This is a genomic window from Colwellia sp. KU-HH00111 (genome assembly GCF_040362745.1).
Taxonomy (GTDB): domain Bacteria; phylum Pseudomonadota; class Gammaproteobacteria; order Enterobacterales; family Alteromonadaceae; genus Colwellia.
In genome coordinates, this window is sequence record NZ_BAABWO010000002.1 from 25,005 (window position 1) to 40,812 (window position 15,808).

Below are 15,808 nucleotides of genomic sequence, written 5' to 3' on the forward strand. Positions count from 1 at the left end.
AACTATAAGCGCATCGGCATAACAACGTAAAGCGCTTCGCCTGTGTTTGCACCTTCAATGACAACACTTGAATTAGCATCAGCAAGTGTAAACTTCACGTCTTCGTCTTTAATAGCGTTTAACACATCTAAGACGTAACTGACATTGAAGCCAATTTCTAACTCGTCATAAGGGAAATCGATTTCTAACTCTTCTTCTGCTTGCTCTTGTTCAGGGTTATTAGCTGTAATCCGCAGTAAAGAATTAAGAAAATTTAATCGAACGCCTTTAAACTTTTCATTAGATAGAATAGAGGCGCGGGATAATACCTGCCTTAACTCTTCTTTGTTGGTGACAAAAATCTTATCACCATTGCGAGGTAACACTCGACGATAATCAGGGAAACGACCATCTACCAGTTTGCTAGTAAAGGAGAATTCAGCATCAATAATACGAATATGATTGGAGCCTAGATAAACTTGAACCTGTTCATCTACAGGAGCGAGTAATCGGATTATTTCTAAGATACCTTTACGAGGAACAATAACTTGTCTAGCAGGTAAAGTAAGTGATTCATTAGTAATTTTGCAAATAGCCAAACGGTGACCGTCTGTGGCAACTGAACGTATTTCTTTGCCTTCACTTTCTATAGACATTCCATTAAGGTAGTACCTAACATCTTGATTTGCCATAGAAAAATGAGTACTTTCAATCAATCTAAGTAACTCAGACTTAAGCAATTTAAACTCAACATCGCCTTTCCATTCTTCAATATTTGGAAAATCATCAGCTGATAAAGTAGATAAAGAATATTTACTACGGCCAGAACTTAACGTGACATTATCAGCTTCAACATCAAAGTTAATAATTGCATTCTCTGGTAAGCTTTTACATATATCGAGCAGTTTACGCGCAGGTATTGTGGTTTTACCCGCTTCGCCATGATTTTCAATATCCGCATAAGCAACCATTTCAAGTTCGAGATCTGTTGCAGTTAATGTTAGAGATTGACCATTAATATCGAAAAGGATATTTCCTAAAATAGGTAAGGTACTTTTACGCTCAACAGCACCTGAAACTAGCAATAATGGCTTAAGTAATAATTCTCTATTAAGTGAAAATTTCATCTATGTCCCTGCTTTGAACAATTTTATTATTATGTAAATGTAACATGATAAACGAATATGGTGATACAACAAAAAATCCTCGGTTAAGAGGAAAGTGTTCTAATCAAGTTAGAATAATCTTCTTTAATATCATGTAATTCCTCTCGTAGCGACTTAACTTTACGACAGGCATGTAATACCGTTGTATGATCTCTTCCACCAAATGCATCGCCAATTTCAGGCAAACTATGATTCGTTAGCTCTTTAGATAATGCCATTGCAAGCTGTCTAGGTCTAGCAACAGATCGATTTCTTCGTTTAGAGAGTAAATCTGACACCTTAATCTTATAGTATTCTGCAACAGTTCTTTGAATATTATCAATAGTAACAAGCTTATCTTGCAGTGCTAATAAATCTCGTAATGCTTCACGAACAAAATCAATGGTGATGGCTCTGCCAGTAAAGTTTGCATTAGCGATCACTCGATTGAGCGCACCTTCTAATTCACGAACATTTGAGCGTAAACGTTTGGCAATAAAAAAAGCAACTTCGTCAGCAAGGTTAATATTACTTTCTTGTGCTTTTCTTTTGAGAATGGCAACACGGGTTTCAAGTTCTGGTGGCTCAATAGCAATAGTTAAACCCCAACCAAAACGGGATTTTAATCGATCTTCAACTGCAACTTCTTTTGGATAACGATCACTGGTTAAAATAATTTGTTGATTGCCTTCAAGTAAGGCATTAAAAGTATGGAAAAACTCTTCCTGTGTTCTGTCTTTGCCAGCAAAGAATTGAATATCATCAATAAGTAAAGCGTCAACACTACGATAATACTGTTTAAATTTTTCCATGCTATTATTTTGAAGGGCTTTAACCATGTCTTGAACAAAGCGCTCAGAGTGCATATAGGCTATTTTAGCATTTGGATTGTTTTGTAAAATACCATTACCTACCGCATGCAGTAAGTGTGTTTTACCTAGACCAGTCGCTCCATAAATAAATAAAGGGTTATATGCAGCACCTGGATTATCAGCTACTTGCGACGCTGCCGCACGAGCAAGTTGGTTTGATTTACCTTCAACAAAATTATCAAAAGTATATTTAACACGAACGTTTGCTTTTTTCGGTAAATTAGTCTCGTTGTCAGTAACGGGGACAGAATTAGCGTTTTTACTAAAGTTAGCCGAAGCTGCAACAGTAGAAGATTGACCCGAAGTAGAAATTGGCTTACTGCCAACATCAAAACGAAGAAGATAAGCATCTTCACCGTCTGTCATGGTGATCAATTCGTTAATTCTATTGACATATTTATCCCGCACCCAATCAAGCACAAAACGATTAGGTGCATAGAGTGTCAATATATTATCTGTAACAACACACTGTAGTGGACGAATCCACATACTAAATTGCTGTGCCGGCAATTCTTCTTGAAGAACAGAAAGGCATCGCTGCCAAAGGGAATGTTCCAACAAAAACTCCAAAAGAAAAGATTATGTCTACTTGTGATAATAATTCAGACTGCCTTAATGTTTCCTTATTTTGGGAAGCAGAAAAATAATCATGAGAAAGAGATCATCGCAAGAAGAAAAACAAGCAAAAATGATCTAACGAAGTTGCACAAGCAAAATTTTTATTATGTAGCGCTATTATCTCTATACTTATCCACAAGTGCAATGTTGTCAGACAAGTATTATTAATAAAAATCAAAATAAATAGCTAAACCATTGTTAAAATGGGTTATTGATAACTATTTAGATTAAATAAATACTAAAAAAAGCTGCTTAGTATATTTGTTTATAGCGATATATCGCTGATGAAAACCAATAAATGATACAAACCTGTGGATATATCGTGCCATTATTGTTAAGTCGTGGTTAAAACAACGGCGATCAAAAGGATCATTGTCGGATCTTTTGTAAAAAATAAACGATAAGCCATTGACAATAAGCTGAGTAAGTTTTAGAATTCGGCCTCATTTTTTAGACCTGTATGCTCAATTGGCTTTTTTGTCAGGGCAACAACAACCGACGGATTAGCGTAATGAAAAGAACATTTCAACCTAGCGTATTAAAGCGTAAGCGTAACCACGGATTCCGTGCACGTATGGCAACTAAAAATGGCCGTGCTGTTATAGCACGTCGCCGTGCTAAAGGTCGTGCTAGACTTAGCGCTTAATCTTAACTCTTTTTCTACTAAGAAATAGAATTAAGATGGTAACCAACAAGGTTACTTATGAATTTAATCGGGAGTCACGTTTGTTGACTCCCGGTCAATTTCAATATGTTTTCACCAAACCCATCAGATTTGGCTCTCGCCACTTTACTATCCTTATTGTTCCGACAAATTTGTCAAATGACTCAAATAAATCTAATCGACTTGGCTTAGCTATCGCTAAAAAGCGAGTAAAACTGGCCGTTCAACGTAATCGCATCAAAAGAATTATTAGAGAAAGTTTTCGATTAAATCAACATGAATTACCCGCTATAGATATGGTTGTTATGGTAAAATCAGGGATTGATCAACTCGATAATAAAGAAATTAATAAAGAATTAGCAAAAATATGGCGAAAAATAATTCAGCGCCACAAAAATTAGCAATCTCATTAATTACAGGCTATCAGCGCTTTCTTAGCCCTGTATTAGGATCAAATTGCCGATTTCAGCCAACTTGCTCCTGTTATGCTAAACAAGCAATTGAACGATTTGGCGTTATTAAAGGTGGTTGGTTAGCAAGCAAACGTATTGTCAAGTGTCACCCACTCAATGAGGGTGGGGATGACCCAGTTCCTCCAAAATAACAGCGAATAAGAGCAAGTAAAGCTAAAAACAGATCAATTTTTATACTCTAAGACTAAAAGAGAGTTGGTTTGATGCTTAACGTAGTCTAAAATGCCTTGCTATTAATTTTATGCAAGAGGTGAATACCTCATGCCAACTCAAAAACAAGAGAAATGAATCTTATGGAATCTCAACGCAGTCTGCTTTTTATTGCGCTTATGGTGGTTACTTACTTATTATTTAGTCAGTGGCAACTTGAAAATGCACCAGCAGTTGAACAACCAACGACCAGTCAAAGTAATACGTTAGAACAAACTGCTGGAGCAGACTTTGTTCCTGAACCTACTGATTCATCAACCCCCATTGCAAATACACTAGCGTCTGGCGCTAAATTAATCGGCGTAACAACTGATACATTAGCATTAAAAATTAACACCCAAGGTGGTGATATTGTTGAAGCTAAGCTGCTGAAATTTGATACTGAGCAAGGCAATGGTATTCCATATACTGTCATGCAAAACGGCAACCAGAAGTATGTTGCTCAATCTGGTTTAACCGGTGCCAACGGCATAGACCGAGTAATAAAAGGTCGCCCTATTTATACTAGCCCACAAAGCAGCTACCAACTTAATGGTGACAACCTGACGGTGGATTTAACCTTCGAAGACCCCAACGGGTTAAATGTAACTAAGCGTTTTACTTTTAATGCCAACAGCTACAGCGTTGGTATTGAATATATAATCAATAATAATAGTGCTAATACTGTTTCTGTACAAATGTATGGCCAACTTAAACAGTCAACACTTACTGATACTTCATCAGGAATGTTACCAACGTATCGGGGCGCTGCTTTTTCAACTTCTGAAGATCGTTACGAGAAATATGATTTTGATGATATTGCCGAAGCAAACCTAAATAAAACCACACCAGGTGGTTGGGTTGCCATGCTTGAGCATTATTTTGTTTCTGCATGGGTGCCTGGTGCTAAAGATAACAATCAACTTTATACAAGCTTTAGTAACAACCAAGAAGCTGTAGTTGGTTTTAAAGCGCCAGCTATTACCATTGATGCTGGGCAGCAAGGGAGTACTGCTGCGATATTTTATGTTGGCCCGAAAGACCAAGAAGTGTTGGAAAAAATAGCACCAAATTTAGACTTAACCATTGATTACGGCTTCTTGTTTATGATTAGCCAACCTTTATTCTGGTTACTGCTAAAAATTCAAAGTTTTGTTACTAACTGGGGGGTAGCAATTATTATTATTACCCTAATTGTAAAAGGCGGTATGTATCCACTGACTAAAGCGCAGTATACCTCTATGGCTAAAATGCGTGAACTTGCACCTAAAATGGCACAGCTAAAAGAACGTTTTGGTGATGACAGACAGAAAATGTCACAAGCAACCATGGAAATGTATCGAAAAGAAAAAGTAAACCCTGCAGGTGGTTGTTTACCGTTGCTGTTGCAAATGCCAATTTTCTTAGCATTGTACTGGGTGTTTTTAGAGAGTGTTGAGTTGCGCCATGCACCCTTTGTTTTCTGGATTCAAGATTTATCAGCAATGGACCCTTTCTTTGTATTACCGATATTAATGGGTATTAGTATGTATGTAATGCAAAAGATGCAACCAATGACCATTCAAGATCCTATGCAGCAGAAAATTATGCAATACATGCCAGTGGTATTCTCAATATTTATGGCATGGTTCCCATCAGGATTAGTACTTTATTGGTTTGTTAGTAACATGATTTCTATTGTACAAATGAAAATTATTTTCAGTGGCATTGAAAAACAAAAATTGGCTAAAGGTAAATAAACCTCAGCCCTTACAAAAAATCATCATAAAAGCGATTTCTTCAATAAGAAATCGCTTTTTTGTTAGTTGCAACGAAATAAAGTAAAATGTGCAGCATTGTCTATTTTTCTTTAATTTACTGATAAACACCTCATGACTTCTTTTTCAAAACAAGGCACTATTGCCGCCCAAGCCACAGCTCCCGGACGTGGTGGCGTTGGCATTATTAGAGTTTCAGGACCAGAAGCAAGTAATGTTGCTAAGGCTATTTTAGGTAAAGTTCCTGCGGTTAGAATGGCTGAATATTTACCTTTTTCAGATGCCAATAATACTGTGTTAGACCAAGGGATAGCATTGTTTTTTAAAGCACCAAACTCTTTTACCGGTGAAGATGTCATAGAATTCCAAGGTCATGGTGGACCGATTATTTTAGACATGTTGTTGAAAGCAATTCTGGCACAACCTAAGGTAGTAATGGCTAAGCCAGGCGAGTTCAGTGAACAAGCTTTTTTAAATGACAAACTTGACTTAACCCAAGCAGAAGCAATTGCCGATTTAATTAATTCAAGTTCAGAGCAAGCAGCTCGCTCTGCCCTGCACTCTCTTCAAGGCGATTTTTCAAGATTAGTAAACGACATGGTAGCCAGTGTTATTCATCTGCGCATGTATGTTGAAGCAGCTATAGACTTTCCTGAAGAAGAAATAGACTTTCTTGCCGATAAAAAAATAGTAACCGATCTGAAAACCATCATTGACCAAGTTGAAAACGTACGCAAGCAAGCACAACAGGGCTGTATTATCCGAGAAGGTATGCGTGTGGTTATTGCCGGTCGACCAAATGCTGGAAAATCAAGCTTATTAAATGCATTAAGTGGCAAAGAAAGCGCCATAGTGACCGATATCGCTGGCACAACTCGAGATGTGCTCACTGAGCAAGTGCATATTGATGGTATGCCTTTGCATATTATTGACACTGCAGGTTTGCGTGAAAGTGATGATAAAGTAGAACAAATAGGCATTGAACGGGCATGGCAAGAAATAGCTAAAGCAGATCGGGTATTACTGATGGTTGATGCCAGTGAAAACCATAGTGTACTAGAAGATGAACAAGAAATTAAAGATTACTACCCTGAGTTCTTCGAGAAACTTCCTAGCAATATTGGCCTTACGTTAATAAGGAACAAAGCGGATCTTAATCAAGCTCTAGTTAATGATAAAAATGACAGCCAGATTGGATTGGCTGAATTTACTGACAACGCTCAACAAAAGCACACGGTTGTAACACTATCAGCTAAAACCGGAGCAGGCGTTAACAGCCTAAAAGAGCACTTAAAAGCAATTATGGGCTATCAAGGTAGTACTGAAGGTGGTTTTATGGCTAGAAGACGTCATTTAACGGCTTTAGACAACACGCATCAACATTTATTGACAGGGCTAGAACAACTAGAGTCTTATGTTGCGGGTGAAATTTTGGCAGAAGAGCTACGCCTTTGTCAGTTGGAATTAGATCAAATCACCGGTGAATTCACTAGTGACGATCTATTAAGCAAAATTTTCAGCTCTTTTTGTATCGGAAAATAAGGGATTAAATGAAAAATAAACTAAGTAAGCTATCTGAGGTTGTAGCTAGAGCTAATGACTTGTTCTACAACAAACATGATAACCTTGATACTTTAATGGGTATAATGGATAAAACACTACGTAAACAAGGTATGCAAGCTGATGCTATCACCATTGATTGTGTTAGCCTTGATAAAAAAATAGTATTACTCCTTCATGATAGTAAGCCTGAGCATGTCGAAATAGCACTTGGTAATAAAGCGGGCGCTATTTATTCATCTCAGGAGTATCAGCTAACAAAAATATCAGAGCCTATTATTTTAGGAATAATGGAGATGAACTTCATTAAATAAAACCAACCGCATGATTCTAGCGCGCTCTAAAGGTAAAGTTCATCTTAATAGTTTAAGTCTCTTTGTTATAATACCCCAACGATCCTGAAACGAGCATATTGAGGTGGCTTGGATATATATCAAACACCACACTGTTTAAGTTTAAGCATAATATCGCCAATACAACTACCACAACCATTGCCCGCATTAGTTTTAGCTCTGATACTGTCAACCGTAACAGTTCCTGAGGCAATAGCCTGTTCAATATCATTGAAATCTATATTTAAACAGTGACAAAAGGTTCTTTTTGATTGTAAACGCTTACTATCAGCAGAAAGTACATTTAACTTACCTTCATTACTATTTGTAAACGTGAATATTTGGCTGATCCAGCCTTGAGGTAAGTCATCTTTATGTGATGCAACTAAAATGGTTGCCTGCATTTCTCCTTGAACAAAATAACTCTTTCTAAAATACTTTTTAACCGGATCGCTGGCATTGAGTACCATGTTTTGCTGTTGTATATATAACTGCTGAGGATGAGTTTTAACAAAACGGTTAAGACGCTCAAAAAAAGCTAAAGGTGTTTCTTCACTCGCCAAGTAATAACAATAACCTCCGGTAATTTTTTGTGCTACCTGATAAGTTGCTAAGTTTTCATTAATCAGGTTTTTTACAACTAACATAGCTTCACTGTTAGTTTGCCAAGGTTTAAGTGTTACTTTGCTATGTTTAAATGCAGGTTGTCCAGAAATTGCATCAGTGGTTGCTTTTACAAATTTACTCACACAACCTTGATTAAAGTTACTCGCAGACCAATGAATGGCAATAAACAACTCTTTTTGACGTTGAGTATTAGTTATCCTTGCTCGTAGCAAAAATTGTGTTTTGATTTGATTATCACCTGCTTCCAAATTCACTAACTGTCCATTAGATATTTTTAGTCGTTCAGCATCGGCTTGATTAATTTCAACTTCTGGCTCAGGGTGACGTTGTGATAATAAGGCTGATTTACCGGTTCGTGTTTGCGTATGCCACTGATCTCTATTTCTACCTGTATTTAAGGTAAATATATCTGGATTACTTTCTTGGACATCACTTTTAATCGCGATCACTTTAGCTTGATTATTTTTATGATAATAATGACCATCAGCAAAAAAGCTTTGATCACTTATCCTAATAGCACGCCCTTCAGGCTGTGGCCATTGTACTGGTTGTAGACGTTGATATTGTTGTGCTGTAATTGCACCAAATGCTGAAATATCAAATGCACGATTGCCCTTATTATTTAAACCCGATAACCGAGCATGCTCTGCAAATATTTTATCAACTGATTCATAAGAAAATTGTGAACAAAAGCCCATTCTTTTTGCTACTTCACTAATAATCCACCAATCAGGTTTTGCTTGCCCGAACGGCGATAAAAATGAACGCTGTCTAGAGATTCTTCGTTCTGAATTTGTCACAGTGCCCGACTTTTCTCCCCAAGTTTGGGCTGGCAGGATCACATCTGCATAATTTAGAGTGTCATTGCTGGCGACACAGTCACTGACAATGACCAAAGGGCATTTTTTTAGTGCTTGCTTGATTTTTTCATGACCAGGCATACTCACTAAAGGGTTAGTCGCCATTATCCACAGCACCTTTATTTTTCCTGATTCAACGGCATCAAACAAATCTACGGCTTTATAGCCTTCACTCTTAGCCAAATTATTGGTTTGCCAAAATGTCGCTAGTGCAGCATGCAAGTGAGTGTCAGTAAACTCGATATGACTGGCTAAAGTATTTGCTAATGCGCCAACTTCACGTCCACCCATTGCATTTGGTTGACCGGTTATTGAAAATATACCACTGCCAAGTTGGCCAATTTTGTTAGTCACTAAGTGACAATTAATAATCCCATTGACTTGATCAGTTCCTTGCTTCGACTGATTGATGCCCTGAGAAAATAGCGTAACAACCTTACTATTGTTAGCAAATAATTGATAAAACTGCTCAATAGCATGCTTAGGTATGCCCGTAGCAGCAAGTAACTGGCTATCTTGCGCTGCATTTATGAGCGCTTGTGCTAATCCCGACTTATCTACCGAGGTCAACAAGGCGGTATTAATATAGCCGTGTTGATGCAAATAGTTTAATAATCCATTAAATAGGGTAATATCTTGGCCCGCTTTAATGGGCAGGTGCAAATCAGCTAATTCTGTAGATGCTGTTTCTCTTGGATCGATAACTACTAGTGTCAGTGCTGGCCTTCGTGATTTTTCTTCACGAATTTGTTGATAAAGAACAGGGTGACACCACGCAAGATTGGATCCAACTAACACAATTAAATCAGCCTTAGTGATATCGGAATAACTCATCGGTACGATATCTTCACCAAAAGCTCGTTTATGCGCAGAAACAGCAGATGACATACATAAACGAGAATTTGTATCGATGTTACCACTACCAATAAAGCCCTTCATTAACTTATTAGCCACATAGTAATCTTCTGTTAGTAATTGTCCTGAAACATAAAAGCCAACAGACTCTTTACCGTGTTGTTCAATACTTTTATTTATTTTACTAGCAACAAAATCAAGGGCACGCGACCATTTCTGCACCTTATTATAGATTTGTGGCGCTTTAAGGCGATTATTATTATCTAAAGTTTCAGCTAAGTTTTTACCTTTAATGCATAATTTTCCAAAGTTTGCTCTATGGTGTTTATCACCATTTATAACGACAGGATAGGCAGACTGACTTGAGCTACGAGAAACAGTAATACCACAACCTACCCCACAATAAGGGCAGGTTGTATTAATATCATTATTAAGAAGTTTTTTAGCTACTGTTGCAGGTAGTTCTTTATCGGTCATATTTATTACTCTTCGTTGACAGGGTTAAATAATCCCCCTAAATTATCCAATGTAGGTTGGATTTTAATCCGACAAACGGGCAATAAATTACCCCCTACAAAAAACACATTATCTAGCACATAAGCTGTGTTGCAACAGCTGCGCCAGTATCAACAACAATATAACCAACTGTTTAATAACCACTTTTCAAAAAGATAAACATTGAGAGTAGCTCAATGAACTGCTATTGTGCAAACAATGAAAGTTTATTGTGCAAGTGTTTCAGCCAATTTAACTTTTTTACTTAAAGAACAAGACACTAAGTAATATAAAGAATAAAACACCACTCATTCCTTGCCAGAACTTGACCGGGTCACGCTCTAGCAAAGGTAAATTGCCTTGTACATTTAATTGGTTTTTATCTTTAATATTAAATTCAGCAATAAATTCTGAATAATGTTCAAATCTATTGGTTGGATTGGCTGCTAAGGCTTTTGACAAAACCCTATCCAAATAATTAGGTAAATCTTTTCGGAAGGTTTTTATAGGATGATAACGCCATAAAGCGAAATGCTTGGGAGCGTCATCTAATTGATTTATTTCTTTATAAGGCAGGCGGTTAGTAAGCATTTGATAAACAAGTACTGCTAAAGAGTATAACTCACTTTGATGATTATTTGCTTGTCCATAAAATAGTTCTGGAGCGCTAAAATTCAATGTACCTTGATTAAAACTAAATTTGTCCGATGCCAACCCAACCGTGTTATCCATAATGGCACCAGCAAAGCAGCTGCCAAAATCAATTAGCTTAATACGTCCATCACTATCAATAATAAAGTTATCGCCTTTAATATCACAATGAATAATGTCTTGGCGCTGCAATACCCGCAATGCTTTGATAAGCTGTTCTAAAATATCCCTTACTTTAATTAAAGAAGGATTAGGATTATCTCTAATCCAGGCTGATAATGTTTGTCCTTCAATATACTCACAGACATGATATAAAAATTTACTAGTAGCTAGTCTAGGGTATATTTTCATGATGGCCGGATGAGTGAGTTTATCACCGATCCAACCTTCTCTAATAAAACTACTGAGGTAATCATTATCATCAGTAAAATTAACTGAAGGAGCCTTAATGACGACCAACTTTTTAACAAGTAAATCTCGTGCTAAATAAACATGAGATCGACTTGTTTGATGCAAAACATCAATTATTTCAAAATGATCTAATTTACTACCAGGACGCAATGCTGGCGGGATTACTTGTTGTAGCCGGGTAAACACTAATTGGCTAAAGGCTTGTTGCGGTAATTGCTCAACGTTAATTAATAAGCAGGTTAAATTATCTTGAGATCCTTGCTCACTGGCTAATTGGCAAATAACTTTACTGGCCTGTTCTAAATTACTATTTTCTTTCAGTATTTGTTTAATTTGCTTAGGTTTAACGAAATGGTGAACTCCATCACAACTTAGCATTAATATATCTTGAGGTGCTAAAGAAGTTGTTTTGTAGTCAACTTCAATATGAGAATCAGCGCCTAAAGCACGGGTTAAAGTACCCGAGACTGTGGCATGATCTTTTGTTAAAGCTTGATAGCCATCATCATTTATTTTAACAATTTGGCAATCACCTACATGAAATACATATCCTCGATCTCCTTTGAGTACTATCGCTGAAAAAGTACTAAACCATTGCTCAGATAAGCCTTTTTCATCTGCTATTAACTGCCTAGAATAAAGCCATTTATTCAGTGAAGAAATCACTTTAGCTGCGGATTTCTTCACTGACCATGTTTCTGGTGTAGCTAAATATTCTTCAATAAAGTGACAAACACTCATTTGACTTGCTTGCGCCGCACAATTAGCGCTAGATAAACCATCGGCAATAACGGCCGCATGTCCTTTAATTTCTAGATCAATACCATCAGCCATTTTTAGCGCGAAGGCATCTTGATTTTCACTTTTATCGCCTTTGGTGGAATAACCACCAAAAGAGATAACAAGACAGTCGTTATGGTTCTTGTGTGAACAATCTTGTAATGAGTCTAGTTGCTGAGTGTTGGTCAAGGGTTAATCCACCGATATTAATTCTACACTACCATCTGGCATTATTTCTGCCATACTGCCTTTAGGCTCTTTCATGAAAAATAACATCATTAAGCCAACAAAAGCACTAAAAGCAATCACCCAGAAAAATAGTGAATAACTGACAAAAGATAGTACGGTTAAATAACAAACTGCACCAACATTACCATAAGCACCTGTCATACCAGCTATTTGCCCGGTTAAGCGACGCTTAATAAGTGGAACAGCTGCAAACACAGCGCCCTCACCTGCTTGCACAAAGAAAGAACAACTCATAGCAGCAACTACCGCTAAAACAAGTGGCCAATCTCCAGTGATAGATGCCATGGTTGCATAACCCAAACTTAGCCCTGTTGTTAAAATCATTAAGGTTTTTTTACGGCCATATTTATCGCTTATCCAACCCCCTAAAGGACGAGACATTAAATTCATAAAAGCATAACTTGATGCTAACAAGCCCGCATATACAATATTTAAATCAAACGTTTCACTAAAAAATAACGGCAACATTGACACGACCGCTAGTTCACTACCAAAGGTGGCAAAATATAAAACATTTAACACTGCAACTTGTTTAAAAGAATATTGATGAATAGGATCAACAGGGGTGTTAAAAATATCTTTGTTAACTTGATAAGCGCTAAATACCTCATAAACAAACCAAGCCACCAAACCTATATATATTACTAATGTCATGTTTTCGTTGATTAAACTCACCCCTTCAGGGGATAATTTCCAGTTTAATAACGCTAGTGCACCAAATAAAGGTATCTTCATTACTAACAGTAAAAAGAAATCACCAACACTGGTCACTTCCATTGCCTTAGAGCTCTTAGGTTTGAAATAAGTAGCCCCTTTTGGCGTATCACGCACGCCAAAATAAAAAATAAATGAATAAACAAAACTAATAATAGCTGTTAAACCAACAGCATAACGCCAGCCATCATCGCCACCAAATAATAAAGCTAATGCTGGAAGTGCAATGGCAGCTGCTGCAGAGCCGAAATTACCCCAACCACCATAAATACCTTCTGCCGTACCAAGTTGGTTTGCAGGAAACCATTCACTAACTAATCGAATACCTATGACAAAACCTGCGCCAATAAAGCCTAATAGAAAACGGGCTAAGGCAAGTTGTTCAAAACTATCACTCAAGGCAAACATGGCACAAGGAATTGAACACAGTAATAATAAAACACTGAAGGTTTTTCTCGGTCCGTATTGATCTGTTGCCATACCAATAAATATTCGCGCTGGTATCGTTAAAGCAACATTCAATATCAATAGGGTTTTAATTTCCTCTGCACTTAAGTCTAGCGATTGTGCGATTAAACCAAGCAAAGGTGCATGGTTAAACCAGACAACAAAAGTGATAAAGAAGGCGACCCAACTGTAATGCAGCACTTTCATATTTTCACTCAATGAAAACAAGCTGAACTTTGATGAACTCATAGGGTTTCTCCTCCATCTATTGAATAATATCTGCTATTAATCTCTTTACTCAGAGTTATAATTTTCATTACTTTGCCTTTTATAAATTTAAAAAATGTTTTTACGCTATGCTGCTAAGGATTTATCACCTCAATGACAGAAAAATAACAACCAATTAATTTTGATTGATAACATCGGTAGCGGCTAAACCCACTTCAGCCACTTTTTGTTTAATTACTGCGAGTTGATTTGACTGCAATCCAAGCAAGTCAATGCGCTTTGCCACCGATATTTTGGTAAACAAATTATATTGCTCAGCTAATTCACCAATATAAATTAAATGTTGGGGGGTTAAGTCACCATCAGGTGTGTTAGGAAAAATATAAAAAGTATTACTGGTATCAGTAGTGCTTTTATTATTGTTAGCATTAACCGTTTTTGTTGCTAATTCATGGCTTAATACTTGCGTTAGTAAGGGAATACAACCACCACAGCCAGTACCTGCATTAGTGCATGATTTTATCGCGGTAATATCGTGTGCGCCTTGCTCAATTGCTTGACAAAATGTTGATTTGGTAACGTCATAGCAAGCACATAACTGCGCGTTGTCCGTTAAATCATCAAGTGTTGATGTGCTTGCCCCTTCGGTTTGGGGCAATAGTAAAAATTCCGGAGGCTGTTTTAATTGCGTTTTATTTAACACTAAGGGTAACCATTGGCTATAGTCACTGGTATCGCCTACCAAAACTGCCCCTAATAAAGTTTTACCATCCCCACTGACAACAATTTTTTTATATGTACCAGCCACTGAGTCAACGAAACTATAACTTTGTGAATCAGGTGTATTACCATGAGCATCACCAATACTGCCCACCTCAACACCTAAAAGCTTTAATTTAGTACTCATATCAGCACCAGTAAATTTTTTACTGCCTAGGTTAGTTAAGTGACTAACTGCTGCTTTAGCCATAGCATAACCTGGTGCAACCAAGCCAAATATCTTGTTATCCCATAATGCACACTCACCAATAGCATAAATAGATTCATCACTGGTTAAACACTGATCATTAATAACAATGCCACCACGCTCTCCAATAGTTAACCCACATTGGCGAGCTAAATTATCTTGCGGCCTAATCCCCGCTGAAAAAACAATAATATCGGCTTCTAAAAATGAACCATCGGCAAAGTTCATGCGATAGCGGCAGCTTTCTCCTTTTACGATTTCCGATGTGTTCTTTTGTGTATGGACCGTTACATCTAGTGCCGATATTTTTTCACGTAATAGGTCTCCCCCTTCCTGATCTAATTGTACCGCCATTAAGCGCGGAGCAAACTCGACTACATGGGTTTCAAGCCCTAGCTGCTTAATAGCATTTGCAGCTTCTAATCCTAATAAACCACCACCAATAACAACACCAACTTGAGATGATGTTGCAGAACCAGCGATTGCATCCAAATCATCAATAGTGCGATACACATGAATATGTTCTTGATCATTACCGGGCACAGGTGGAACAAAAGGAAATGACCCTGTAGCTAAAACCAGCTTGTCATAACTTAGCGCTTTAGCTGATTTTGTCGTCAGCGTTTTAGCATCACGATTAATCGAAACAACTTCTTCATCAAGGTAATATTTAACCCCTTGATTATCATAATTTTGTGCTGTTGTTAATGCTAAATCATCGGCGCTACTACCAGTAAAATAGCTGGTTAACATTACTCTATTATAAGCAAGGCGAGATTCTTCACTAAAAGTAGCAATATCAAAATTACTGTTATTGATTTTATTTAGTTGCTCAATAAAGTGATGACCCACCATACCATTACCTACAACAATAACGTTTTGCTTTTCCAGTAACTCTTTTTTACTCATTAATTTGGCCTAACATACATGTAACT

12 protein-coding genes are annotated in these 15,808 nt (G+C 37.2%); 6 read left to right on the top strand and 6 right to left on the bottom strand.

What is annotated here, in order from left to right:
* Positions 1-2: 2 nt before the first annotated feature.
* Together dnaN and dnaA are read right to left on the bottom strand one after the other, a co-directional pair.
* Complete coding sequence (gene dnaN, locus ABXG98_RS04405) at positions 3-1,106, bottom strand: DNA polymerase III subunit beta (RefSeq protein ID WP_353537487.1); 1,104 nt, start codon at positions 1,104-1,106, stop codon at positions 3-5.
* 83 nt (positions 1,107-1,189) lie between these two features.
* Positions 1,190-2,554: a chromosomal replication initiator protein DnaA gene (gene dnaA / locus ABXG98_RS04410; RefSeq protein ID WP_353537488.1), complete on the bottom strand. Its 1,365-nt coding sequence runs from the start codon at positions 2,552-2,554 to the stop codon at positions 1,190-1,192.
* Between the two features lie 571 nt (positions 2,555-3,125).
* Here dnaA and rpmH point away from each other — a divergent pair.
* The 6 genes from rpmH to ABXG98_RS04440 all read left to right on the top strand — a co-directional run bounded on the left by rpmH (position 3,126) and on the right by ABXG98_RS04440 (position 7,571).
* A complete protein-coding gene (gene rpmH / locus ABXG98_RS04415; RefSeq protein WP_011045771.1) occupies positions 3,126-3,260 on the top strand; it encodes a 50S ribosomal protein L34 in 135 nt (44 codons plus the stop codon).
* 35 nt (positions 3,261-3,295) lie between these two features.
* Positions 3,296-3,679: a ribonuclease P protein component gene (rnpA, locus tag ABXG98_RS04420; protein ID WP_353537489.1), complete on the top strand. Its 384-nt coding sequence runs from the start codon at positions 3,296-3,298 to the stop codon at positions 3,677-3,679.
* Positions 3,646-3,882, top strand: coding sequence for a membrane protein insertion efficiency factor YidD (gene yidD, locus ABXG98_RS04425; RefSeq protein ID WP_353537490.1), 237 nt, complete (start codon positions 3,646-3,648; stop codon positions 3,880-3,882). The genes rnpA and yidD overlap by 34 nt, the downstream gene beginning before the upstream one ends.
* Before the next feature lie 162 nt (positions 3,883-4,044).
* Positions 4,045-5,679, top strand: coding sequence for a membrane protein insertase YidC (gene yidC, locus ABXG98_RS04430; RefSeq protein WP_353537491.1), 1,635 nt, complete (start codon positions 4,045-4,047; stop codon positions 5,677-5,679).
* Positions 5,680-5,811: 132 nt separating this feature from the next.
* Complete coding sequence (gene mnmE / locus ABXG98_RS04435; RefSeq protein WP_353537492.1) at positions 5,812-7,239, top strand: tRNA uridine-5-carboxymethylaminomethyl(34) synthesis GTPase MnmE; 1,428 nt, start codon at positions 5,812-5,814, stop codon at positions 7,237-7,239.
* Between the two features lie 8 nt (positions 7,240-7,247).
* Complete coding sequence (locus tag ABXG98_RS04440; protein ID WP_353537493.1) at positions 7,248-7,571, top strand: hypothetical protein; 324 nt, start codon at positions 7,248-7,250, stop codon at positions 7,569-7,571.
* A 119-nt stretch (positions 7,572-7,690) separates the two neighbouring features.
* Here ABXG98_RS04440 and ABXG98_RS04445 read toward each other — a convergent pair whose 3' ends face one another.
* The 4 genes from ABXG98_RS04445 to nirB all read right to left on the bottom strand — a co-directional run bounded on the left by ABXG98_RS04445 (position 7,691) and on the right by nirB (position 15,782).
* Positions 7,691-10,408 carry a molybdopterin-dependent oxidoreductase gene (locus ABXG98_RS04445; protein WP_353537494.1) on the bottom strand — a complete coding sequence of 906 codons (2,718 nt, stop codon included), beginning with the start codon at positions 10,406-10,408 and terminating at the stop codon, positions 7,691-7,693.
* A gap of 279 nt (positions 10,409-10,687) precedes the next feature.
* Positions 10,688-12,457 carry a bifunctional protein-serine/threonine kinase/phosphatase gene (locus tag ABXG98_RS04450; protein ID WP_353537495.1) on the bottom strand — a complete coding sequence of 590 codons (1,770 nt, stop codon included), beginning with the start codon at positions 12,455-12,457 and terminating at the stop codon, positions 10,688-10,690.
* Between the two features lie 3 nt (positions 12,458-12,460).
* Complete coding sequence (locus ABXG98_RS04455) at positions 12,461-13,927, bottom strand: NarK family nitrate/nitrite MFS transporter (protein WP_353537496.1); 1,467 nt, start codon at positions 13,925-13,927, stop codon at positions 12,461-12,463.
* 154 nt (positions 13,928-14,081) lie between these two features.
* Positions 14,082-15,782 carry a nitrite reductase large subunit NirB gene (nirB, locus tag ABXG98_RS04460; RefSeq protein ID WP_353537497.1) on the bottom strand — a complete coding sequence of 567 codons (1,701 nt, stop codon included), beginning with the start codon at positions 15,780-15,782 and terminating at the stop codon, positions 14,082-14,084.
* Positions 15,783-15,808: the final 26 nt, after the last annotated feature.

Excerpts from the sequence above, each read along its gene's own strand:
- yidD (WP_353537490.1), top strand. The coding sequence starts at position 3,646 with ATGGCGAAAAATAATTCAGCGCCACAAAAATTAGCAATCTCATTAATT.
- ABXG98_RS04455 (WP_353537496.1), bottom strand. The coding sequence starts at position 13,927 with ATGAGTTCATCAAAGTTCAGCTTGTTTTCATTGAGTGAAAATATGAAA.
- mnmE (WP_353537492.1), top strand. The coding sequence starts at position 5,812 with ATGACTTCTTTTTCAAAACAAGGCACTATTGCCGCCCAAGCCACAGCT.
- yidC (WP_353537491.1), top strand. The coding sequence starts at position 4,045 with ATGGAATCTCAACGCAGTCTGCTTTTTATTGCGCTTATGGTGGTTACT.
- ABXG98_RS04440 (WP_353537493.1), top strand. The coding sequence starts at position 7,248 with ATGAAAAATAAACTAAGTAAGCTATCTGAGGTTGTAGCTAGAGCTAAT.
- rnpA (WP_353537489.1), top strand. The coding sequence starts at position 3,296 with ATGGTAACCAACAAGGTTACTTATGAATTTAATCGGGAGTCACGTTTG.
- dnaN (WP_353537487.1), bottom strand. The coding sequence starts at position 1,106 with ATGAAATTTTCACTTAATAGAGAATTATTACTTAAGCCATTATTGCTA.
- ABXG98_RS04445 (WP_353537494.1), bottom strand. The coding sequence starts at position 10,408 with ATGACCGATAAAGAACTACCTGCAACAGTAGCTAAAAAACTTCTTAAT.
- nirB (WP_353537497.1), bottom strand. The coding sequence starts at position 15,782 with ATGAGTAAAAAAGAGTTACTGGAAAAGCAAAACGTTATTGTTGTAGGT.
- rpmH (WP_011045771.1), top strand. The coding sequence starts at position 3,126 with ATGAAAAGAACATTTCAACCTAGCGTATTAAAGCGTAAGCGTAACCAC.